Source organism: Streptomyces sp. CY-1, from assembly GCF_047218265.1.
Lineage (GTDB): Bacteria > Actinomycetota > Actinomycetes > Streptomycetales > Streptomycetaceae > Streptomyces > Streptomyces niphimycinicus.
Genome location: NZ_CP178393.1, coordinates 2811499 through 2830878, shown reverse-complemented (window position 1 = coordinate 2830878; position 19380 = coordinate 2811499). Strand labels below are relative to the sequence as shown.

The following is a 19380-nucleotide window of genomic DNA, read 5'->3' as shown; positions in this document are numbered from 1 at the left end:
GCCCGTCCGCCGCTCCACCCTCGGCGAGGACACCCTCTTCGAACTCGACCTGTCGGCCCCGCAGCCGGACGCACCACTGGACGGCCAGCACCGCGACACCGGGGAGGCTCGCGGCGAAGGTGAGCACCCCGTAGACCACGGCCACGGTCAGCCCCTGGCCCGCGCCCAGGCCCGCGGCGCCGAAGGCCCAGGCGGTGACGCCCTCGCGGGGGCCCCAGCCGCCGACGTTCAGCGGCAGCGCCATGGCTATCAGGGCGAGCACCATCAGGGGCAGCAGCTCGGACAGCGGAGCGTGTGACCCCGCGGCCCGGGCGGCGAGGACGAACGTCGTCAGATGCCCGGCCAGCACCACGACCGAGGAGACCACCACCCCCGGCCAACTGCCCCGGGCCAGCAGTCCGCGGCGCGCCTCGGCCAGCGCGCCGCGGACCGCGCCCCGCCGCCCCGCGGCCACCGGGGCCGCGCGGCGGCGGCGCCGGACGGCCACGGCGACCAGCAGCGCCACGCACCCCGCGAGCACCGCCGCCCAGGCCATCGGGGAGCCGAGCCCGCCCACCAGCCGGCCCGACTGCTCCAGGGCCGACGAGGGGTGGGCCAGCAGGATCGCCACCCCCACCGCGATCAGCACCACCTGGCCCGCGACCCGCTCCAGCACCACCGCGCGTACGCCCCGGCCGACATCCCCCGCGTCCCGCCCGTGCCGTACCGCGCGATGCACATCGCCGAGTACCCCACCGGGCAGCGCGGCGTTGAGGAACAGCGCACGGTAGTAGTCGGCGACGGCCGGACCCAGCGGCAGCCGGATCCGCAGCCCGCGCGCCACCAGACACCAGCGCCAGGCGCTGAAGACCGTGGTGAGCAGGCCGAGGCCGAGCGCCGCCAGCAGGGTGAGGCCGTCGATGGTGCGCAGACCGTCCACAAAGGCCCCGGTGCCCAGCCGCCACAGCACCACCCCGAGGATGGCGACACCCGCGGCCGCCCCGAGCCGGGCCCGCAGCGCGCCGCTCACGCGGCCGCCCCCAGCGTGCGGGACGCGGGCAGCGCCAGCAGATCCCGGTGGTGCACCACCACCCGCAGCGCGCCCGTCGCGGCGATCGCCAGCCGGCGGCGCAGATACGCCTCGGCGCGCCCGGCCAGCTCCGGCCGGTGCTCCACGGCCGCGCCCACCCAGCCTCGCAGCCACTCGGCGGTCAGCGCGGCGTGGTCGGCGCCGAGCCTCCAGGGGCTGGCGTGGGTCCGTACCGTCGCGCCGTACCGGGCGAACGTCTCGGAGGCCACCGCCATCGCGTCGGGGCCCACCAGAGAGCCGCGCCGCTGATGGGCGTTGAACGCCTCGGCGATCTCCGCGTCCAGCGGATCGGCCGGGGTGATCTCGACCCGCCCCACCACGGACAGCGCCAGCAGCGCCGGACACTGGGCTGCGGCACAGGCCGCGGCGATCTTGTCCACCTCCTCGGCGGTGAGCACGTCCAGCAGCGCGGACGCCGTCACCAGTGAGGCGCCGTCCAGCGTGCTCGCGGTCAGCCGGGCGAGGTCGCCACGGGACGTCGCGATGGTGATGCGGCTGCCGTCGGTGGCCGCCCGGGGCATCCGCAGGGCCGCCCGGTCCAGCAGATCGGGGTCGCGGTCGTGCAGGATCCACAGTTGCGGGCCGCTCAGCCGGGGCGCCAGCCAGCGCCCCATGGAGCCGGTGCCACAGCCCAGATCGTGGATCACCAGCGGCGGGCCGGCCAGCCGGGGGCGGAGCTCCTCGATGAGTTCGGGGGAGCGGGCCGCCGCGTCGGCGCTCTCCCGCAGCTCCAGCCAGTCGGGGGTGTAACGCGGTACGTCGGTCGTCTTCACGCGGCCCTCCGTGGTTCGTCTCGGAGCTCTTCCAGCGCACCGGCCAGGTTCCGGGTGGTGTTCTCCCACCCGGCCAGCGCGGTGCGCCGCTCATGCGCGGCGGCGGTCAGCCGGCGGCGTATACCGGGGTCGCCCAGCCAGCGGCGCAGCGCCGCCGTGAGCGCCCCGGGGTCGTCCGGGTCGATGAGCATGCCCGGCACCCTGCCGTCGGGCGCCTGCCCGAGGGCCTCCGGAACCCCGCCGACGGCCGTGGCCAGCACCGGGATCCCCCGGGCGAGCGCCTCGGTCACCGCCATGCCGTAGGTCTCGGCGTACGAGGCGAGCACCACCGCGTCGGCGCCCGCGTAATCGGCGGCCAGCTCGGCGCCGGTCTTCGGGCCGAGCAGCCGCACCCGGTCGCCCACCCCCAGCTTCTCGATCAGCTCCCGGAGCCGGGCGGTGTACTCCGGGTCCTGGTCCAGGGCTCCCGCGCAGTCGCAGGTCCAGGGCAGCTCCGGGATCTCCGCGAGCGCCTCCACCAGCCGCAGTTGCCCCTTGCGCGGGGTCACCGAGGCCACGCACAGCAGCCGTGAGCCCGCGCCTCCCGAGGATGCGAGAGGGGCGATATCGGCGCCGGGCGCGGCCACATGGACCCGGTCGGGCACCAGCCCGTGCAGATCCACCAGCCGACGGGCCGCCCATGCGCTGGTGGCCACCACCGCCCGCGCCGAGCGCAGCGTCCGGCCCTCCAGCGCCGTCAGCTCCGCGGCCCGGCCGGGGGTCAGCCCCGTCTCGTCGCCCAGCGGCAGATGCACCAGCACCGCCAGCCGCAGCCGCTGGGCCTGCGGGACGACGATGGCCGGGAGCGCGCAGGCGACCAGACCGTCGAGCAGAACGGCCGTGCCGTCCGCCAGCCCGGCCAGGATCCGGGTCAGCTCGGCGCGGGCGGCGGGGCCCGGCCGGGGCCAGTCGCCCTCGACCGCGTGCTCCTCGACCCGCCAGCCGGCGGCGGGCAGATCCCGGCAGATCCGCCGGTCGTAGACGTTGCCGCCGCTCGGCGCGGCCGGGTCGGCCACGGCGCCGGGCATCACGATACGCACCGTGCGCGGTGCGGCCGGGCTCATAGGCCGCGCTCGTAACTCGCCCAGGCGACATGCGACTCATGCAGGGTGACGGTGATCCCGGACAGCCCGCGGGCGCCCTCGCCCAGCGCCCCGGAGCCCACCCGTTCGGCGAGGCGGTCGGCGATCACCTTGGCGAGGAATTCGGTGGAGGTGTTGATCCCCGCGAAATCGGGTTCGTCGTCGAGATTGCGATAGCTCAGCGCGCCGCACACCTCCCCCAGCTCACGGGTGGCCAGGCCGATGTCGACGACGATGTTGTCATCGTCCAACTCGGCACGGCGGAAGGTGGCGTCCACGAGGAACGTCGCCCCGTGCAACCGCTGCGCGGGTCCGAAGACGTCCCCGCGAAAACTGTGAGCGATCATGATGTGATCGCGGACGGTGATGCTGAACAACGGATGACCCTCCAGATACGGCGCGTCGGGCCCTCAGCCGGGGCACGCCTTCTAGTACGGCCGTCACGTTCCCCGTGTTCAGACGGATGACACGGCAGATTCCGCGGCGTAGCGAACCCGGTGGCACAGCCCCGGAATCTCCCCGGAGGCGAGCCCCGGCAGCACCTGGGGAAGCTCCTCGAAACCGCATTCGCCGGTGACCAGGGCGTCGAAGGCCGGATCGGCGAGCAGTTCGAGCGCCAGCGCCATCCGGTCGCCGTAGCCGCGGCGGGTGCCCCGGGCCGGTGAGACCGTCCCCACCTGGCTGGCGCGCACCGTCAGCCGGCGGGAGTGGAAGGCTTCCCCGAGCGGCAGGCTGATCCGCCGGTCCCCGTACCAGCTCAGCTCCAGCACGGTGCCCTCCGGGGCGAGGAGTTCCAGCGAGCGCGCGAGCCCCTGTTCGGTGGCGCTGGCGTGGACGACCAGATCGAGGTCGCCCGCCGCCTCCTCGGGGAGCGCGAAGTCCACCCCGAGCGCCCGCGCGACCTCGGCGCGCGCCGGCTCGGCGTCCACCAGTTGCACCCGTACGGCGGGGAACCGCGCCAGTACCGCCGCCACCGAGGCGCCCACCATCCCCGCCCCCACCACGGCGATCCGGTCGCCCAGCAGGGGCGCGGCGTCCCATACCGCGTTCACCGCGGTCTCCACCGTGCCCGCCAGCACGGCGCGCGGGGCGGGCACGCCCTCCGGCACCAAGGTCACCGCGCTCGCCGGGACCACATAGCGGGTCTGATGCGGATACAGACAGAAGACGGTGCGCCCCAGCAGGGACGGCGGCCCCTCCTCGACCAGACCCACATTGAGATAGCCGTACTTGACCGGCCCGGGGAACTCACCGTCCTGGAACGGCGCGCGCATCGCCGTGTGCTGACTGACCGGTACGCCACCGCGGAAGACCAGGGTCTCCGTGCCGCGGCTCACCCCCGAGCACAGCGTGCGCACCACCACGTCCCCGGGCCCGGGGTCGGGCAGGGCCACCTCCCGTATCTCGCCACGGCCGGGGGAGCGGAGCCAGAAGGCGCGGGCGGTGCGCGTCATACGACGTTCTCCAATGGGGCTGAACAATCGGGTGGTGGCTCACGTACCGATGACCATGAAGCCGCGAACACGGTACGCGGCGCCCATCCGCTCCGCCACACAGCCCGGAGAGTGCACGGTGGCCCTGAACAATCCCTACAACACCACGCCGTTGCGGAACGAGACGGCCGCGGGCGCGGCCGCGCAGTTGCTGCTGCTCGTGCTGCTCGGCACGGCGCTCGACCTGGGACCCGCGGGCTGGCTGACCGGCCTGGCCTTCGCGGTCGCCACCTGGGCGGTGCTCACCCGCGCCCTGTCGCGGTCCTGGCTCGCCTCCTTCGGCGCGGCCAACCGCGTCACCCTCGCGCGGGCCACGCTCGTCGGCGGGGTGACCGCGCTGGTCGCGGACTCCTTCGAGAGCCCGCCGCCGGTCACCGTGCTGGTGGCCCTCACCGCGGTCGCGCTGCTCCTGGACGCGGTCGACGGCCAGGTGGCCCGGCGCACCGGCACCTCGTCCTCCCTGGGCGCGCGGTTCGACATGGAGGTCGACGCCGTCCTCATCCTGGTGCTCAGCGTCTATGTGGCCACCTCGCTCGGCCCCTGGGTGCTGCTGATCGGCGCCATGCGCTACGTCTTCGTCGCCGCGGCCCGGGTGCTGCCCTGGCTGAACGGCCAGCTCCCGCCGAGCACGGCCCGCAAGACGGTGGCCGCGCTCCAGGGTGTGCTGCTGCTGGTCGTCGGCGCCGACGTGCTGCCCCACGCGCTGGCCTTCGGCGCCGCCCTGCTCGCCCTGACCCTGCTGAGCTGGTCCTTCGCCCGCGACATCAGGTGGCTGTGGCGCACCCGGGACGGCCGGGCCGAGGTGGGCGCGGAGGCCCGGTGAGGGCGGCGTCGAAGGCCGCGGGGCCGCCGCTCTACCAGGGGAGAGTGCCCTCGATGTCGAAGTACCCTCCCGTCGGGCCGTCGGCGCCCACCTGGGCCATCCGGACGATGATCTCGGCACCCTCCTCGACGGTCTGGTGGCCGGTGTGCGCGTTGAGGTCCGTCGCGGTGTAGCCGGGCTCGACGGCGTTGATCCGCATCTGCGGGAACGCCTTCGCGTACTGCACGGTGACCATGTTGACCGTGGCCTTCGACGCCGGATAGGCGACCCCCGGATAGGCGTGCGCCGGGTCGTCAGGGGTGGAGACCCGCTCCAGCGAGGCCAGCCCGCTGCTGACATTGACCACGACCGGGGCGGCGGACCGCAGCAGCAGCGGCAGGAAGGCGTGGGTGACCCGCACCACGCCGAAGACGTTCGTCTCGAACACCTTCCGCATCATGTCGGCGGTGACCTCGGCGGCGCCGATCACCCCGCCGTCCGGCGTCCGCGCCTCGATACCGGCGTTGTTGACCAGCACATCCAGCCCGCCGTCGGCCTCGATGGCCTTGGCGGCGGCGGCCACGGACGCGTCATCGGTGACATCGAGGACGACCAGCCGCGCCCCCAGCCGCTCGGCGGCCCGGCGGCCGCGCTCGGCGTCCCGGCTGCCGAGGTAGACGGTGTGGCCCGCGGCGATCAGACGGCGGGCGGTCTCGAAGCCGAGACCCTTGTTGGCTCCGGTGATAAGTGTTGTCGTCATGTCTCCAGGCTGCGCCCGGGGCGTGGGGGCAGCCAGCTTCCCCGTCTTCCTGGGACCGCGAGTACCAGGAAGGATCCCGGCCCCGCGGTGCACACTGGGGGCCATGGCGACCACGGAGTTCGGGCAGGCGGTACGGCGCTGGCGGGACCGGGTCCCGCCGGAGGCCGCCGGGCTGCCGACCGGCGGGCAGCGCCGCGCGGCCGGGCTGCGCCGCGAGGAGCTGGCGATGCTGGCCGGGATCTCCGTCGACTACGTCACCCGCCTCGAACAGGGCCGGGCCGCCCATCCCTCGTCCCAGGTCGTCGAGGCGCTGGCCAGGGCGCTGCGGCTGTCGGGGGACGAACGCGCCCATCTCTTCCGGCTGGCCGGGCTGGCGCCACCGGGCCCGGAGACGGTACCGGCGTACCTCACCCCGAGCGTCCAGCGGCTGCTGGACCGGCTGACCGGAACACCGGTCGCGGTGAGCGACGCGTCCTGGACGCTGCTCATGGCCAATCCGCCGTATGTGGCCCTGCGGGGCGATCCGTCCCGGTGGCGCGGCAATGAGCGCAACGGAGTCTGGCGCCACTTCGTCTGCGAGGACAGCGGCTCCCGGCAGACGCATGAGGCCCGCGGCGAGTTCCAGGCCGCGCTGGTCGCCGATCTCCGCACGGCCGCCGCCCGCTACCCGGCCGACCAGAAGCTGCGGCAGTTGGTCGCGGAGCTGCGCGCGAACAGCGAGCGGTTCGCCGAGCTGTGGGACTCCGGCACCGTCGGCCGCCATGAGGCATCGCGCAAGACCATCGACCATCCGCGGGTGGGCACGCTGACGCTGGACTGCGATGTGCTCACGGTGGCGGGCAGCGATCTGCGCATCGTGGTCTACACCGCCGAGCCCGGCACCGAGGACGCCGAGCGCCTCGCCCTGCTCACCGTGGTCGGCACCCAGTCGCTCACCGGCTAGGGCCTGTCGTTTGGATCAGGCCCCGCGAGCCCGGCCTGATCCAAACGACAGGCCCTAGGGGGGCCCGGCGGGTCCGGGGTCCAGGGGGGAGCCCTTGGCAGCGGGAATCTGGCGATGAGTTTTTCATATTTGCGTAATTGGATCGATGCGTTCCGTAAGATTTTAGGCTCATCCGATGCACGAACCGGCGTCCGTGAGCGCTATCTGAACAGAGAGCGCAACACCGCGCACTCGCGGGGCGTGTGGGGGTGGGGGCCACCCCTCGTACAACGAACAGAAGGACAACGAAGTCCGTGAATCTTCAAACCGTGGTGAACGTCGTCACCGCCGTACTCGTCGCGCGGGTATTCGGCAGTGACGCCATCGCCCTCCTGCGCCGCGCGGCCGCCATGGGAGTGCGCGTCGGCGTATCGGAACTGCATCGCAGCGACCGGGAGGGAGGGGAGCGGTGACCAACGAATTCCTGCGCTCGCGCGAGATCACCTCGATGACCACCGGACTCCCCGCGGACTTCCGTGCCTTCCACCAGCTCCACCGGAAGGCGTACATCGACCGGGCCGTGGTCTACCTCGGCAACCACGCGGACGCCGAAGAGGCCGTCGACGCCGCCTTCGAACAACTCCTGCGCTGCTGGCCCAAGGTGCTGACCATGGAGAACCCGGCCGCCTACGCCTGGAAGGTCATGAAGAACCGGGCCGTCGACCTCGCCCGCGCCCGCAAGCGGGGCCCCGCCCTGCTGGACAACGCGACCTTCGAGACCGCGCTGCTCAGGGACGCGGTCGACCCCATCGCCGTACTCGAGGAGAGCCTGAACCTCTACCAGGCCATCAAGACACTCCCCGAGCGCCAGCAGGACGTGGTCATCCTCCTCCACTGCCGCGGCTACAGCGTCGCCGAGACCGCCACCCACCTCGGCATCACCGAGGCCGGTGTCCGCTCCACCGTCCGCTACGCCCGCCGCCGACTGCAACAACTCCTGGCCAAGGAGGAGCGATGACCTCAGCCATTGACCGCATCCTCGCGCGGGCCCTGCTCAACCCCACCCCTCCCATCGACTTCGAGGCCGCCGAGGCCCGGCTCGCCGCCCGCCACGCCGACCCCGACGGCGCCCCACCCCGGGAGCGCCCTCCGCGGCACGCCCAGCGGACATCCGCGGCGGCCGGAGCCGCGGCGCCGGGCGTGGACGAACGGATGGCGCAGGACCTGCACACCCTGTGCGAGGCGATCATCGCCCGCCCCGATGCCCTGACCCAGTTGCGGGACTTCCTCACCCGCCGCATCCTCGAACCGCCCGGCTCCCGCGTCCTCGGGTGTGTGCTGCAACTGGCCGGCCATGAGGACCACGCCCAGTTCTGGTGGCAGTTCGCCGCCGGCGCCGGTGACCCCGCCGCCGCGTACTGCCTCTACCTCCACCACATGGCCCTGGGTGAGGACGGTCAGGCGCACGCCTGGCTGGAGTGGTGGCATGAGCAGGCGGGCAACGACATCCCGCCGGTCACCGACACCGTGGAGGACTGGGCCGCCACCGACCATGAGATGGCCGCCGCCCTCCGCATCCTGCACGGCCTGAAACGGGAGCAGGAGGTGCCGCCCGCCACCACGGCCGTCATCCACTACGTCGCCCGGGCCGTCGACTTCACCGACGACCCCGACATCGATCTCCCGCTGCCCGAACCGGGGTTCGCCGACCGCATCGAAGACCTCACCGCCACCGAGACCACCACGGCCGCCGCGCCTTCGCCCGACCGGGCCGTACTGCCCGAGCGGCCGCGCAGTGGTTCCCCCGCGTGACGACGGGAGCCGGCGGCGGAGAAGGTCTCCGGCCACCGGCTCCCGCTTGTCGGGGCGCGTAGCGCCGTCAGTGCCCGGCCACCAGGTCCTTGAGCGCGATGTTGAGTTCGAGGACGTTCACCCGCGGCTCGCCGATGAAGCCGAGCACGCGGCCCTCGGTCTTCTCCTCGACCAGCTTCTCCACCTGGGCGACGGACAGCCCGTTCCGCTCCGCGACCCGGTGGACCTGGATCTCGGCGTAGCGCGGGGAGATGTCCGGGTCCAGGCCGGAGCCTGAGGAGGTCACCGCGTCGGCGGGGACCTGGGACGGCCTGACGGTGTAGCCGGGCACCGAGTTGTTCCTGACGACCGCGGCCTTGGCGTCCTTGACCTGCTGGAGCAGGTCCTTGCTGTCGGCGGAGAGGTTGGTGGCTCCGGACAGCAGCAGCGTGTACCGGGTGTTGAGGCTGTTGGCGCCGAGGCCGTTCGCCGGGCGCCCCTGGAACCACTTCGGATCGGGATCGGGGGTCTCCTGGCCCTTCTTCAGCGGCAGGTTGTACGGCTGCCCGATCAGCGAGGAGCCGACGACCCTGCCGTCCGCCTTGATCTCGGAGCCGTTCGCCTTGTCGTGGAACAGCCCCTGGGCGATGCCGGTGACCACCAGCGGGTAGATGACGCCCGTGACCAGGGTCAGCACGAGGAGGGCCCGCAGGCCGGCCCCGAACAGCCGGGCGGTGTTCATGACGGAATGGTTCATGGCGGTCAGCCGATCCCGGGAATGAGGGAGATGAGCAGGTCGATGATCTTGATGCCGATGAAGGGCGCTATCAGGCCGCCGAGGCCGTAGATCCCGAGGTTGCGCCGCAGCATCTTGTCCGCGCTCATCGGCCGGTAGCGCACACCCCGCAGGGCCAGCGGCACCAGCGCGATGATGATCAGCGCGTTGAAGATCACCGCGGACAGGATCGCCGAGTCCGGCGAGGACAACTGCATGATGTTCAGCTTGTCCAGGCCCGGGTAGACCGCCGCGAACAGCGCCGGGATGATCGCGAAGTACTTCGCGACATCGTTGGCGATGGAGAAGGTGGTCAGCGCGCCACGGGTGATCAGCAACTGCTTGCCGATCTCCACGATCTCGATGAGCTTGGTCGGGTTGGAGTCGAGGTCGACCATGTTGCCGGCCTCCTTGGCGGCCGACGTACCGGTGTTCATCGCCACCCCGACGTCCGCCTGGGCCAGCGCCGGGGCGTCGTTGGTGCCGTCGCCGGTCATCGCGACCAGCTTGCCGCCCGCCTGCTCCCGCTTGATCAGGGCCATCTTGTCCTCGGGAGTGGCCTCGGCGAGGAAGTCGTCGACGCCCGCCTCCTCGGCGATGGCCTTGGCCGTCAGCGGGTTGTCACCCGTGATCATGACGGTCTTGATGCCCATGCGGCGCAGCTCGTCGAACCGCTCCCGCATGCCCTCCTTGACCACGTCCTTGAGGTGGATGACGCCCAGCACCCGCGCCCCGTCGGCGTCCTGGACCGCCACCAGCAGCGGGGTGCCGCCGGCCTCGGAGATCCGGTGGGCGATCCGGTCCGCGTCCTCGGCGACCGTGCCGCCCCGCTCCCGGACCCAGGCGATGACCGAACCGGCCGCGCCCTTGCGGATCTTCCGCTCGCCGACGTCCACACCCGACATCCGGGTCTGCGCGGTGAACTCGATCCACTCGGCGCCCACCAGTTCGCCCTGGTGGCGCTCGCGCAGCCCGTACTTCTCCTTCGCCAGGACGACGATGGACCGGCCCTCGGGGGTCTCGTCGGCCAGCGAGGAGAGCTGGGCGGCGTCGGCGACCTCGGCCTCGGTGGTGCCGCGCACCGGCGCGAACTCCGCCGCCTGCCGGTTGCCCAGGGTGATCGTGCCGGTCTTGTCCAGCAGCAGCGTGGAGACATCACCGGCGGCCTCGACCGCCCGGCCCGACATCGCCAGCACGTTCCGCTGGACGAGGCGGTCCATGCCCGCGATGCCGATCGCGGAGAGCAGCGCGCCGATCGTCGTCGGGATCAGACAGACCAGCAGCGCCACCAGCACCACCATCGTCAGATGCGTGCCCGCGTAATCGGCGAACGGCGGCAGTGTGACGCAGGCGAGCAGGAACACGATCGTCAGCGAGGCGAGCAGGATGTTCAGCGCGATCTCGTTCGGCGTCTTCTGCCGGGCGGCGCCCTCCACCAGGTTGATCATCCGGTCGATGAAGGTCTCGCCCGGCTTGGTGGTGATCCTGATGGCGATGCGGTCGGACAGCACCTTGGTGCCACCGGTCACGGCCGAACGGTCGCCGCCGGACTCGCGGATGACCGGCGCCGACTCGCCGGTGATCGCCGACTCGTCGACCGAGGCGACGCCCTCGACCACATCGCCGTCGCCGGGGATGACATCGCCGGCCTCGCAGACCACCAGGTCACCGATCTTCAGCTCGGTGCCGGGAATCCGCTCCTCGGCCGTGCCGTCCGCCGCCAGCCGCCGGGCCACCGTGTCGGTCTTGGCCTTGCGCAGGGTGTCGGCCTGCGCCTTGCCACGGCCCTCGGCGACCGCCTCCGCCAGATTGGCGAAGATCACGGTCAGCCACAGCCACGCGCTGATCGCCCAGCCGAACCAGTCGCCCGGGTCCTGACACGAGAACACCGTGGTCAGCACGGACCCGACCAGCACGACGAACATCACGGGCGACTTCACCATCACCCGCGGGTCCAGCTTGCGGAAGGCGTCCGGCAGCGACTTCAGCAACTGTCCGGGATCGAAGAGGCCCGCGCCGACACGGTCCTCGGCCGGGCTGTGCCCGGTGGGAACGCCGCCTCGCGGCGCCCTGGTCGGAGTGGCAGTGGACATGGAGTCCTCGTGGTTTTCTGTGCGGGTGGTCATCACGCCAGCCCCTCGGCCAGCGGCCCCAGCGCCAGCGCCGGGAAGTACGTCAGACCGGTGATGATCAGGATCGCGCCCACCAGCAACCCTGTGAACAGCGGCTTCTCGGTGCGCAGCGTGCCCGCGGTGGCCGGCACCGGCTTCTGCTCGGCGAGCGAGCCCGCCAGCGCCAGGACGAAGACCATGGGCACGAAGCGGCCGAGCAGCATCGCGAGACCGGTCATGGTGTTGAACCAGTCGGTGTTCGCGTTCAGACCCGCGAAGGCGGAGCCGTTGTTGTTCGAGGCGGACGTGAACGCGTACAGCACCTCGGAGAAGCCGTGCGCACCGGAGTTGAGCATCGAGTTCGGCGGCGTCCGCAGGGCCATGGAGGCGGAGGTGAAGATCAGGACCAGCGCCGGGGTGACCAGGATGTAGCAGGCCGCCAGCTTCATCTCGCGGGCACCGATCTTCTTGCCCAGATACTCGGGCGTACGGCCGACCATCAGCCCGGCGATGAACACCGCGATGATCGCCATGATCAGCATGCCGTAGAGGCCGGATCCGGTACCACCGGGTGCGATCTCGCCCAGCATCATGCCGAGCATGGTGATGCCGCCGCCCAGGCCCGTGAAGGAGGAGTGGAAGGAGTCCACCGCCCCGGTCGAGGTGAGCGTGGTCGACACCGCGAAGAGCGCCGAGCCGCCGACCCCGAAACGGGCCTCCTTGCCCTCCATCGCACCACCGGCGGCCTGAAGAGCCGGGCCGTGGTGGGCGAACTCGGTCCACATCATCAGGGTGACGAAGCCGACCCAGATGGTGACCATGGTCGCCAGGATCGCGTAACCCTGCTTGACCGAGCCGACCATGATGCCGAAGGTGCGGGTCAGCGCCAGCGGGATGACCAGGATCAGGAAGATCTCGAAGAGGTTGGTGAACGGAGTCGGGTTCTCGAACGGGTGGGCGCTGTTGGCGTTGAAGTAACCGCCACCGTTGGTGCCCAGCTCCTTGATGGCCTCCTGCGAGGCCACGGCCCCGCCGTTCCACTGCTGCGAGCCGCCCATGAACTGGCCCACCTCATGGATGCCCGAGAAGTTCTGGAGGGCACCGCAGGCGACCAGCACGAGGGCGGCGATCGCCGCGACCGGCACCAGGACGCGGACCGTGCCGCGCACCAGATCGGCCCAGAAGTTTCCGAGTTCACCGGTGCGCGAGCGCGCGAAGCCGCGTACCAGCGCGACGGCCACCGCGATACCGACAGCCGCGGAGACGAAGTTCTGTACGGCGAGACCGGCGGTCTGTACGACGTGGCCCATGGCCTGCTCGCCGGAGTACGACTGCCAGTTGGTGTTGGACACGAAGGACGCGGCGGTGTTGAACGCCTGGGCCGGCTCGATCGAGGAGAACCCGAGCGAACCGGGCAGGCTGCCCTGGAGCCGCTGGAGCAGATACAGGAAGAGCACACCGGCCGCCGAGAAGGCCAGCACCCCGCGCAGATACGAGACCCAGCGCATCTGGGTGTCGGGGTCGGCCCCGATGCCCTTGTAGATCCACTTCTCCACACGCCAGTGCTTCTCGGAGGAGAAGACCTTGGCCATGTAGTTGCCGAGGGGGACGTAGGCGAGCGCCAGCGCCCCGATGAGGGCGAGCAACTGGAGGACGCCCGCGAGTACGGGACCTATGCCTCCCGCCGCGGTAGTAGCCGATGTCACCGTCAGAACCTCTCCGGGAAGATCAGGGCGAGGACGAGGTAGCCCAGCAGGGCGACGGCGACGCCGAGGCCGACGACGTTTTCGACGGTCACAGCTTCGTCACCCCTTTGGCGACAAAGGCCACCAGCGCGAACACCGCGAGCGTGGTGACGACGAAGGCCAGATCGGCCATCGCGAACTCCTGGAAAGAGGTCGGGGGAATCCGCGAGTGGCGGATCGGACGGGTATCGATAGAAGAAAACCCCGCCCGTGGCCGGATCCAAGCGTCGTTGACGGGTCCCATACGCCGATCCGCACCCCCTTGACGCGACCCTTACGGGCGCTGGGGCGAAAGATGCGGGTGTTCACCGGGCCCGTGCCCAGGTCTCCGGGCGTGCGTCGAGGACCCGGCCATGATCACTTCATGACACGACGCCAGATCTCGACGGTGGTCGCGGTCGCCCCGGCGAGATCATTCCCGGACGAACAGGCCGCGCGGTAGAAGGTCCGCTCCGTCATCCAGCACAGTGCGCGGGCCAGCGCGGCGGCCCCGCCGGGGCCGTCCTCATCGGGGATCCCCGCCCGCCTCAGCACCTGCGTCATGGCCTGGGCGAAGGCGTCGACCGTGTCGTTCCAGGCGGATCCGACCACCGGATGCAGCGCGGAGTAGTCCACGGCCGCCCGCATGACGGTGCCGTGCTCACGCCAGACCCGCTCCACCCCGTGGACGGCCCGTTCCATGACCTCGACGGGCGGCGACGCCGCGTCCTGCGCCGTGCTGTCGGCCTCGGCCCGGATGGTGCGCATGGTGCGCTCGACCAGAGCGGCGAGGACCTCGTGCTTGTTGCCGAAGTAGAAGTAGAGGGAGCCGCGGGAGATCCCGGCGCCCTTGGCGATCGCCTCGACCGTCAGCTCCTCGAGGCTCGTGTGCTCGAGCAGTGCTTCGGCGGCGTCCAGAAGGGCCTGCTCGCGCAGGTCTCCCTTCCTCGGCGTGGCACTGCGCCTTCCCACTGCGGTCTCCCCTGATCGACTCTCCCGAGCACTGTACTTCCGCCGGACGCGGGCCCACGGCATGGCCGTTGTCCGGCCGGGGAGCCACGCGCTCGCCACGGCCCTCAGCGGCCGCGGCGTGGCACGGTGATCAGCCGGTGAGCTGTGCTCCGTCGGGGAAGTCGGTGGTCCGCGACAACGTCTCCCAGGTGCGGATGTCGTCGTCCACCGCCTGCCGGGCCGCCGTGACCAGGCGCAGCGCGCCCGAGCCGCCACAACGCAGAAAAGACGAGCGCGGGCCGGGCCGAGAACCGGGCCGTGTTCGCTACCGCAGGGATTCACCGGCCCCGGCTCCCAGCACACTCAGCAGGGCCAGCGCCTCGGCGCCAGGGGATCCCGGCGGCGCGCTGTAGAGCACCAGGTGCTGGTCGCTGTCGGTGAGCGCGAGCGAGTCGCAGTCGACGGTGATCTCCCCGACGACCGGGTGGCGGAAGGTCTTCGTGAGCATCGGCGCGGCCTGTACGTCGTGCCGCTCCCAGAGCCGGGCGAAGTCGGGACTGGCGTCGCGCAGCTCGTCGACAAGGCCGGTCACCGCGGGATCCGCAGGGTAGCGGGCGAGAGTGGCGCGGAGCCGCATGACGACGTGGTGCCGGAACTCGGCGGCGTCGGAGATCCCGTACAGCGGCGCGTCAGGTGGCACCGGCCCGACGAATGCCCGGCGCGCGAGATTGCGGTCCCTTGGATCGAGCCCGCCGAAGTCCTCCATGAGCGCGGCCGCGAGGTCGTTCCACGCGAGCACCTCGAACGTGGCGGAGATCACGAAAGCGGCCGTCTGCGGCAGCCGCCCGAGGAGCGCGAGGATGCTCGGGCGGACGTCGCGCCGGTGCGTCCGGGTACGAATCGGCGCGGTGCCCGCGAGGACGTGGAGGTGGTCGGACTCGGCGTCGGTGAGCCGCAGCGCCCCCGCGATCCCGGCGAGGACCTCGCCCGACGGCCGTGGCGCCCTGCCCTGCTCGAGCCGGACGTAGTACTCCGTGGAGATATGCGCGAGGACCGCCGCCTCCTCCCGGCGCAGACCCGGTGTCCGGCGTCGCGGTCCGGAGGGAAGGCCGACATCCTGCGGCCGCAGCCGCTCGCGCCGGCTACGGAGGAACGCCCCGAGCTCCTGCCTGTTCATACGCCAAGTCTGCCCGCCGCGCGGCCACGGATCCTGGTACAGCCTGTGCCTGCCTCCGGCCCGGAGACCGGCCCGACACTGCCGTCATGACGAACAACACCGACATCGCACCCATCGGCCTGCTGACCGGCAAGGTCGTCTTCATCACCGGCGCCAGCCGCGGCATCGGGGCGGCCGCGGCCCGGCTCTTCGCCGCCGAGGGCGCCGCCGTCGTGCTCGCCGCCCGCAGCACGGACGCGCTGGATCGCATCGTCACCGAGGTCCGCGCCGACGGAGGCGTCGCCGACGCCGTCACCCTGGACCTCGCCGACCGTACGAGCGTCCGCGCGGCGGTCGACCGCGTCGAGGAACTGCACGGACGGCTCGACGGCGCGTTCAACAACGGCGCGGCGATCCAGCAGCCCGGCCCGCTCGAGACCACGAGTGACGAGGACATCGACGAGCAGTTCGCCGTGAACTTCCGCTCGCACTGGACCGCCATGACCGCCGAGGCCGCACTCATGCGACGAAACGGTGGCGGGACGATCGTCAACACCTCGAGCATCGGCAGCCGCCGTGCGAACCCCGCCCTCCCCGCGTACGGCGCCATGAAGCGCGCGCTCAACAGCATCACCGAGACGGCGGCCGTGACCTGGGGCCCGCAGGGGATCCGGGTGAACGGCATCACCCCCGGCGGCACCGCCACGGAGATGATCGACGCGTGGGAGGCGGCATCCCCGGGCATCAGCGAGCGCATCAACGCGGCGACCCCGCTCGGCCGCATGGCCGAGCCCCGCGAGGTGGCCGAGGTGGCCGCGTGGCTGCTCAGCGACCGTGCCTCGATGGTGACCGGCGCGATCGTGCCGGTCGACGGGGGCGCGGGCGCCTGAGAGCGGGCGCCTGAGAAGGGGGCACGCCAGGCGGTTGGTCACGTGGTGGGGCACGCCACCGTGCCGGAAAGTCGCGCCACCGTCCTGGAAAGCAGAAAACCCCACGTGAAGTGGGGTCTGAGCTGGTGTCCGAGGGGGGACTTGAACCCCCACGCCCGATAAAGGGCACTAGCACCTCAAGCTAGCGCGTCTGCCATTCCGCCACCCGGACCAGGTGTCTGCCGGTCGGCCCGCGGCCGTTCCGACGTGGAAAACCATAGCAAACATCGGGACGTGCTCGATCACAGCCGGTCGCGCCCCCGCGGCCGCGCTGTGTGACGGGGGCATGACGGCGGTATTGCAGCCTTGGGCTGGGCGGGCGAGCGGAGGAGGATGGGCGGGTGACCCCTGCCGCGGAGGTCCGTACCTGGGCTTCCCGCGGCAGCGCAACGACGAGGAGGCATCGTGAGTGAGTCGCTTTCGGGCGCGACGACGACCGGAACGGTCAGGGGCGAGGACGAGGTGGTCGACCTCTGCCGTGACCTGATCCGGATCGACACCAGTAACTATGGCGACCACTCCGGCCCCGGTGAGCGCGCGGCCGCCGAGTACGTCGCCGAGAAGCTCGCCGAGGTGGGGCTCGAACCGAAGATCTTCGAGTCGCACAAGGGCAGGGCGTCGACCGTGGCGCGGATCGAGGGGGAGGATCCGTCCCGTCCGGCGCTGCTCATCCACGGCCACACCGACGTCGTACCGGCCAACGCCGAGGACTGGACCCACCACCCCTTCTCCGGCGAGATCGCGGACGACTGCGTCTGGGGCCGGGGCGCGGTGGACATGAAGGACATGGACGCGATGACGCTCGCGGTGGTCCGGGACCGGCTGCGCAGCGGCCGCAAGCCCCCGCGCGACATCGTGCTGGCCTTTCTCGCCGATGAGGAGGCGGGCGGGGTCTACGGGGCCAAGCACCTGGTCAACAACCACCCCGACCTCTTCGAGGGCGTGACGGAGGCGATCGGCGAGGTCGGCGGCTTCTCCTTCACCGTCAACGAGGATCTGCGGCTCTATCTGATCGAGACCGCGCAGAAGGGCATGCACTGGATGCGGCTCACGGTGGACGGCACCGCGGGGCACGGCTCGATGACCAACAACGACAACGCCATCACGGAGCTGACGGAGGCGGTCGGGCGGCTCGGGCGGCACAAGTTCCCGGTGCGGGTCACCAAGACCGTGCGGTCCTTCCTGGACGAGCTGTCCGATGCGCTCGGCACCCCGCTCGACCCGGAGAACATGGACGAGACGCTGGCCAAGCTGGGCGGCATCGCGAAGATCATCGGGGCCACGCTCCAGAACACCGCCGCCCCGACCATGCTCAGCGCCGGCTACAAGGTCAACGTCATTCCGGGGCAGGCCACGGCGCATGTGGACGGGCGCTTCCTGCCGGGGTTCGAGGAGGAGTTCCTGACCGACCTCGACCGCATCCTCGGCCCGCGGGTCAAGCGGGAGGACGTGCACGCGGACAAGGCGCTGGAGACCAACTTCGACGGGGCGCTGGTCGAGGCCATGCAGTCGGCGCTGAAGGCGGAGGACCCGATCGCCCGCGCCGTGCCGTACTGCCTCTCGGGCGGTACGGACGCGAAGTCCTTCGACGACCTCGGCATCCGCTGCTTCGGATTCGCGCCGCTGCGGCTGCCCCCCGAGCTGGACTTCGCCGGGATGTTCCACGGGGTCGACGAGCGGGTGCCGGTGGACGGGCTGAAGTTCGGCGTGCGGGTGCTGGACCGGTTCCTGGACGCCTGCTGAGGGCTGCACGAACGGCCTAATCGATCACACATACCGAAGGAACCAAAAAGGGTGAATGGTGTCGTAGCTTGATAGCTTGATTGCTCCTTCCTCGTTACATGGTGTGTGCGGCCCGTAACCGGGCCGCGGTGCCGACAAGGGGTGGTGCTGTACCCCGCCTTCGGCAACTACCGCATCGATCACGTGACATCGGGTCACGGTCCACCGGAGTGTGAGCCCCGGGCGGTCTCGGAGTGTGCGTGCTCCGGGACGTCCGGGGATGGGGGTGCGGGCGAGATCGCCCGCGCGCACTCCGGCCGGGACGGAAGGCTAGGGGAGCAGAAAGTTATGCGACAGGTTGCGAAAAAGGGCCTGATCACCGTAGCCGCGGCGAGCGGCGTTCTCGCCGTGACCGGCGGCTACGCCCAGGCGGCGGGTCCGGGGGCCGATGGTGGCGCCGCGTACTCGCCGGGCATCGTCTCGGGCAACAACATCCAGGCCCCGGTGCATGTGCCGGTGAATCTGTGCGGCAACACGGTGAGCGTCATCGGCGTCTTCAACGGTGCCGGTGGGGGGCGGTGCGGCGGCGGTTCGGGCGACTCGTCCGGCGGTGGCGGTACCCAGGCCGGCGGTCCGCAGGCGCAGGGCAGCGCCAGTGACTCGTCGGGGATCGGTTCCGGCAACAACATCCAGGCCCCGATCGGCGTTCCGGTCAATGTGTGCGGGAACAACATCAGCGCGGTCGGGTTCGGGAACACCGGCGACGACGCCGGCTGCACCGAGACGGTCCCGGCGGTGCCGGAGAACCCGGGCAACCCTGGGAATCCGGGGAACCCCGGGAACCCGGGCAATCCTGGGAACCCCGGCAACCCGGGTAACCCGGGTAACCCGGGTAACCCCGGCAACCCTGGGAATCCGGGCAACCCCGGGAACCCTGGCAACCCTGGCAACCCGGGTAACCCCGGGAACCCGGGTCAGCCCGGCAACCCTGGCAACCCCGGGCAGCCCGGTGAGCCGGGGAACCCCGGCAATCCTGGCAACCCCGCCAACCCCGGGGGCTCCAACCCCGGTGGCGGTGACTCGGATGACCCCGCTGAGCAGGCCGGAAACCACGGCCCCGACCCGTCCGCGAACCTCGGCGGCAAGGAGCAGCTCGCGCACACCGGCGCCGGCCCCGTCGAGCTGGCCATTCCGGCTGCCGCGGGCCTGCTGCTGGCGGGCACGGTGCTCTACCGCCGGGCCCGCGCCGCGCAGCGCTGATCACGCATCGCGCTGCTGGGT

At 71.6% G+C, this 19380-nt stretch carries 20 protein-coding genes, 1 tRNA gene and 2 pseudogenes; 8 read left to right on the top strand and 15 right to left on the bottom strand.

Features of this window, described 5'->3' with window-relative positions; translation table 11 throughout:
* Positions 1–163 precede the first annotated feature (163 nt).
* The 5 genes and pseudogenes from ACK1X7_RS12155 to ACK1X7_RS12135 form a co-directional block, all read right to left on the bottom strand.
* Positions 164–919 (bottom strand): annotated as a pseudogene (locus ACK1X7_RS12155) (lysylphosphatidylglycerol synthase transmembrane domain-containing protein); the annotation flags it as partial.
* Positions 920–1005: 86 nt separating this feature from the next.
* Complete coding sequence (locus ACK1X7_RS12150; protein WP_413115078.1) at positions 1006–1842, bottom strand: SAM-dependent methyltransferase; 837 nt, start codon at positions 1840–1842, stop codon at positions 1006–1008.
* Positions 1839–2945 carry a glycosyltransferase family 4 protein gene (locus tag ACK1X7_RS12145; protein WP_413115077.1) on the bottom strand — a complete coding sequence of 369 codons (1107 nt, stop codon included), beginning with the start codon at positions 2943–2945 and terminating at the stop codon, positions 1839–1841. The genes ACK1X7_RS12150 and ACK1X7_RS12145 overlap by 4 nt, the downstream gene beginning before the upstream one ends.
* Positions 2942–3340: a 6-pyruvoyl trahydropterin synthase family protein gene (locus tag ACK1X7_RS12140; protein ID WP_385145667.1), complete on the bottom strand. Its 399-nt coding sequence runs from the start codon at positions 3338–3340 to the stop codon at positions 2942–2944. The genes ACK1X7_RS12145 and ACK1X7_RS12140 overlap by 4 nt, the downstream gene beginning before the upstream one ends.
* Before the next feature lie 78 nt (positions 3341–3418).
* Entirely contained in the window at positions 3419–4417 is a 999-nt protein-coding gene (locus ACK1X7_RS12135) for a zinc-dependent alcohol dehydrogenase (RefSeq protein WP_385145665.1), read from the bottom strand.
* Positions 4418–4535: 118 nt separating this feature from the next.
* On the opposite strand from ACK1X7_RS12135, the gene ACK1X7_RS12130 reads away from it, so the two are divergent.
* Positions 4536–5279 carry a CDP-alcohol phosphatidyltransferase family protein gene (locus ACK1X7_RS12130; protein WP_385145663.1) on the top strand — a complete coding sequence of 248 codons (744 nt, stop codon included), beginning with the start codon at positions 4536–4538 and terminating at the stop codon, positions 5277–5279.
* A 31-nt stretch (positions 5280–5310) separates the two neighbouring features.
* On the opposite strand, the gene ACK1X7_RS12125 is transcribed toward ACK1X7_RS12130, so the two are convergent.
* Complete coding sequence (locus ACK1X7_RS12125) at positions 5311–6018, bottom strand: SDR family NAD(P)-dependent oxidoreductase (protein WP_385145661.1); 708 nt, start codon at positions 6016–6018, stop codon at positions 5311–5313.
* Positions 6019–6121: 103 nt separating this feature from the next.
* Between ACK1X7_RS12125 and ACK1X7_RS12120 the strand changes: the two genes are divergently transcribed.
* The 4 genes from ACK1X7_RS12120 (at position 6122) to ACK1X7_RS12105 (ending at position 8752) form a co-directional block, all read left to right on the top strand.
* The gene (locus tag ACK1X7_RS12120; protein WP_385145659.1) at positions 6122–6961 is read left to right on the top strand and encodes a helix-turn-helix transcriptional regulator; all 840 of its coding nucleotides are present in this window, start codon (positions 6122–6124) and stop codon (positions 6959–6961) included.
* A gap of 293 nt (positions 6962–7254) precedes the next feature.
* Entirely contained in the window at positions 7255–7413 is a 159-nt protein-coding gene (locus ACK1X7_RS12115) for a hypothetical protein (protein ID WP_014059559.1), read from the top strand.
* On the top strand, positions 7410–7958 hold the full coding sequence (locus ACK1X7_RS12110; protein ID WP_385158336.1) for an RNA polymerase sigma factor: 549 nt from the start codon (positions 7410–7412) through the stop codon (positions 7956–7958). The genes ACK1X7_RS12115 and ACK1X7_RS12110 overlap by 4 nt, the downstream gene beginning before the upstream one ends.
* Positions 7955–8752: a hypothetical protein gene (locus ACK1X7_RS12105; protein ID WP_385158334.1), complete on the top strand. Its 798-nt coding sequence runs from the start codon at positions 7955–7957 to the stop codon at positions 8750–8752. Before ACK1X7_RS12110 ends, ACK1X7_RS12105 begins: the two co-directional genes overlap by 4 nt.
* 67 nt (positions 8753–8819) lie before the next feature.
* Here the strand turns inward: ACK1X7_RS12105 and ACK1X7_RS12100 are convergent, their stop codons facing one another.
* The 8 genes and pseudogenes from ACK1X7_RS12100 to ACK1X7_RS12065 form a co-directional block, all read right to left on the bottom strand.
* Positions 8820–9488, bottom strand: a complete 669-nt coding sequence (locus ACK1X7_RS12100) for a potassium-transporting ATPase subunit C (protein WP_385158332.1) — start codon at positions 9486–9488, stop codon at positions 8820–8822.
* Positions 9489–9493: 5 nt separating this feature from the next.
* On the bottom strand, positions 9494–11632 hold the full coding sequence (gene kdpB / locus ACK1X7_RS12095; protein WP_390793879.1) for a potassium-transporting ATPase subunit KdpB: 2139 nt from the start codon (positions 11630–11632) through the stop codon (positions 9494–9496).
* Positions 11632–13293 carry a potassium-transporting ATPase subunit KdpA gene (kdpA, locus tag ACK1X7_RS12090; RefSeq protein ID WP_385155947.1) on the bottom strand — a complete coding sequence of 554 codons (1662 nt, stop codon included), beginning with the start codon at positions 13291–13293 and terminating at the stop codon, positions 11632–11634. Before kdpA ends, kdpB begins: the two co-directional genes overlap by 1 nt.
* 32 nt (positions 13294–13325) lie before the next feature.
* Complete coding sequence (kdpF, locus tag ACK1X7_RS12085) at positions 13326–13415, bottom strand: K(+)-transporting ATPase subunit F (protein ID WP_413115076.1); 90 nt, start codon at positions 13413–13415, stop codon at positions 13326–13328.
* On the bottom strand, positions 13412–13606 hold the full coding sequence (locus ACK1X7_RS12080) for a hypothetical protein (protein ID WP_385155944.1): 195 nt from the start codon (positions 13604–13606) through the stop codon (positions 13412–13414). Before ACK1X7_RS12080 ends, kdpF begins: the two co-directional genes overlap by 4 nt.
* A 113-nt stretch (positions 13607–13719) precedes the next feature.
* The gene (locus ACK1X7_RS12075; RefSeq protein WP_385155941.1) at positions 13720–14313 is read right to left on the bottom strand and encodes a TetR/AcrR family transcriptional regulator; all 594 of its coding nucleotides are present in this window, start codon (positions 14311–14313) and stop codon (positions 13720–13722) included.
* Between the two features lie 130 nt (positions 14314–14443).
* Positions 14444–14563 (bottom strand): annotated as a pseudogene (locus ACK1X7_RS12070) (short-chain dehydrogenase/reductase); the annotation flags it as partial.
* A gap of 54 nt (positions 14564–14617) precedes the next feature.
* On the bottom strand, positions 14618–15469 hold the full coding sequence (locus ACK1X7_RS12065) for a helix-turn-helix transcriptional regulator (RefSeq protein ID WP_385155938.1): 852 nt from the start codon (positions 15467–15469) through the stop codon (positions 14618–14620).
* A gap of 86 nt (positions 15470–15555) precedes the next feature.
* On the opposite strand from ACK1X7_RS12065, the gene ACK1X7_RS12060 reads away from it, so the two are divergent.
* A complete protein-coding gene (locus ACK1X7_RS12060; RefSeq protein WP_385155935.1) occupies positions 15556–16338 on the top strand; it encodes an SDR family NAD(P)-dependent oxidoreductase in 783 nt (260 codons plus the stop codon).
* Between the two features lie 123 nt (positions 16339–16461).
* Here the strand turns inward: ACK1X7_RS12060 and ACK1X7_RS12055 are convergent.
* Positions 16462–16549, bottom strand: a tRNA-Leu gene (locus ACK1X7_RS12055).
* Between the two features lie 233 nt (positions 16550–16782).
* Here ACK1X7_RS12055 and ACK1X7_RS12050 point away from each other — a divergent pair.
* Positions 16783–18120 carry a M20/M25/M40 family metallo-hydrolase gene (locus ACK1X7_RS12050; protein WP_385155932.1) on the top strand — a complete coding sequence of 446 codons (1338 nt, stop codon included), beginning with the start codon at positions 16783–16785 and terminating at the stop codon, positions 18118–18120.
* A 327-nt stretch (positions 18121–18447) separates the two neighbouring features.
* Positions 18448–19359 carry a chaplin gene (locus ACK1X7_RS12045; protein WP_413115075.1) on the top strand — a complete coding sequence of 304 codons (912 nt, stop codon included), beginning with the start codon at positions 18448–18450 and terminating at the stop codon, positions 19357–19359.
* Positions 19360–19380 lie beyond the last annotated feature (21 nt).

Bases quoted from the DNA above. Each gene is read 5' to 3' on its own strand.
- ACK1X7_RS12145 (WP_413115077.1), bottom strand. From the start codon at position 2,945: ATGAGCCCGGCCGCACCGCGCACGGTGCGTATCGTGATGCCCGGCGCC.
- ACK1X7_RS12135 (WP_385145665.1), bottom strand. From the start codon at position 4,417: ATGACGCGCACCGCCCGCGCCTTCTGGCTCCGCTCCCCCGGCCGTGGC.
- ACK1X7_RS12125 (WP_385145661.1), bottom strand. From the start codon at position 6,018: ATGACGACAACACTTATCACCGGAGCCAACAAGGGTCTCGGCTTCGAG.
- ACK1X7_RS12120 (WP_385145659.1), top strand. From the start codon at position 6,122: ATGGCGACCACGGAGTTCGGGCAGGCGGTACGGCGCTGGCGGGACCGG.
- ACK1X7_RS12105 (WP_385158334.1), top strand. From the start codon at position 7,955: ATGACCTCAGCCATTGACCGCATCCTCGCGCGGGCCCTGCTCAACCCC.
- ACK1X7_RS12100 (WP_385158332.1), bottom strand. From the start codon at position 9,488: ATGAACCATTCCGTCATGAACACCGCCCGGCTGTTCGGGGCCGGCCTG.
- kdpB (WP_390793879.1), bottom strand. From the start codon at position 11,632: ATGACCACCCGCACAGAAAACCACGAGGACTCCATGTCCACTGCCACT.
- ACK1X7_RS12080 (WP_385155944.1), bottom strand. From the start codon at position 13,606: ATGGGACCCGTCAACGACGCTTGGATCCGGCCACGGGCGGGGTTTTCT.
- ACK1X7_RS12065 (WP_385155938.1), bottom strand. From the start codon at position 15,469: ATGAACAGGCAGGAGCTCGGGGCGTTCCTCCGTAGCCGGCGCGAGCGG.
- ACK1X7_RS12060 (WP_385155935.1), top strand. From the start codon at position 15,556: ATGACGAACAACACCGACATCGCACCCATCGGCCTGCTGACCGGCAAG.
- ACK1X7_RS12045 (WP_413115075.1), top strand. From the start codon at position 18,448: ATGCGACAGGTTGCGAAAAAGGGCCTGATCACCGTAGCCGCGGCGAGC.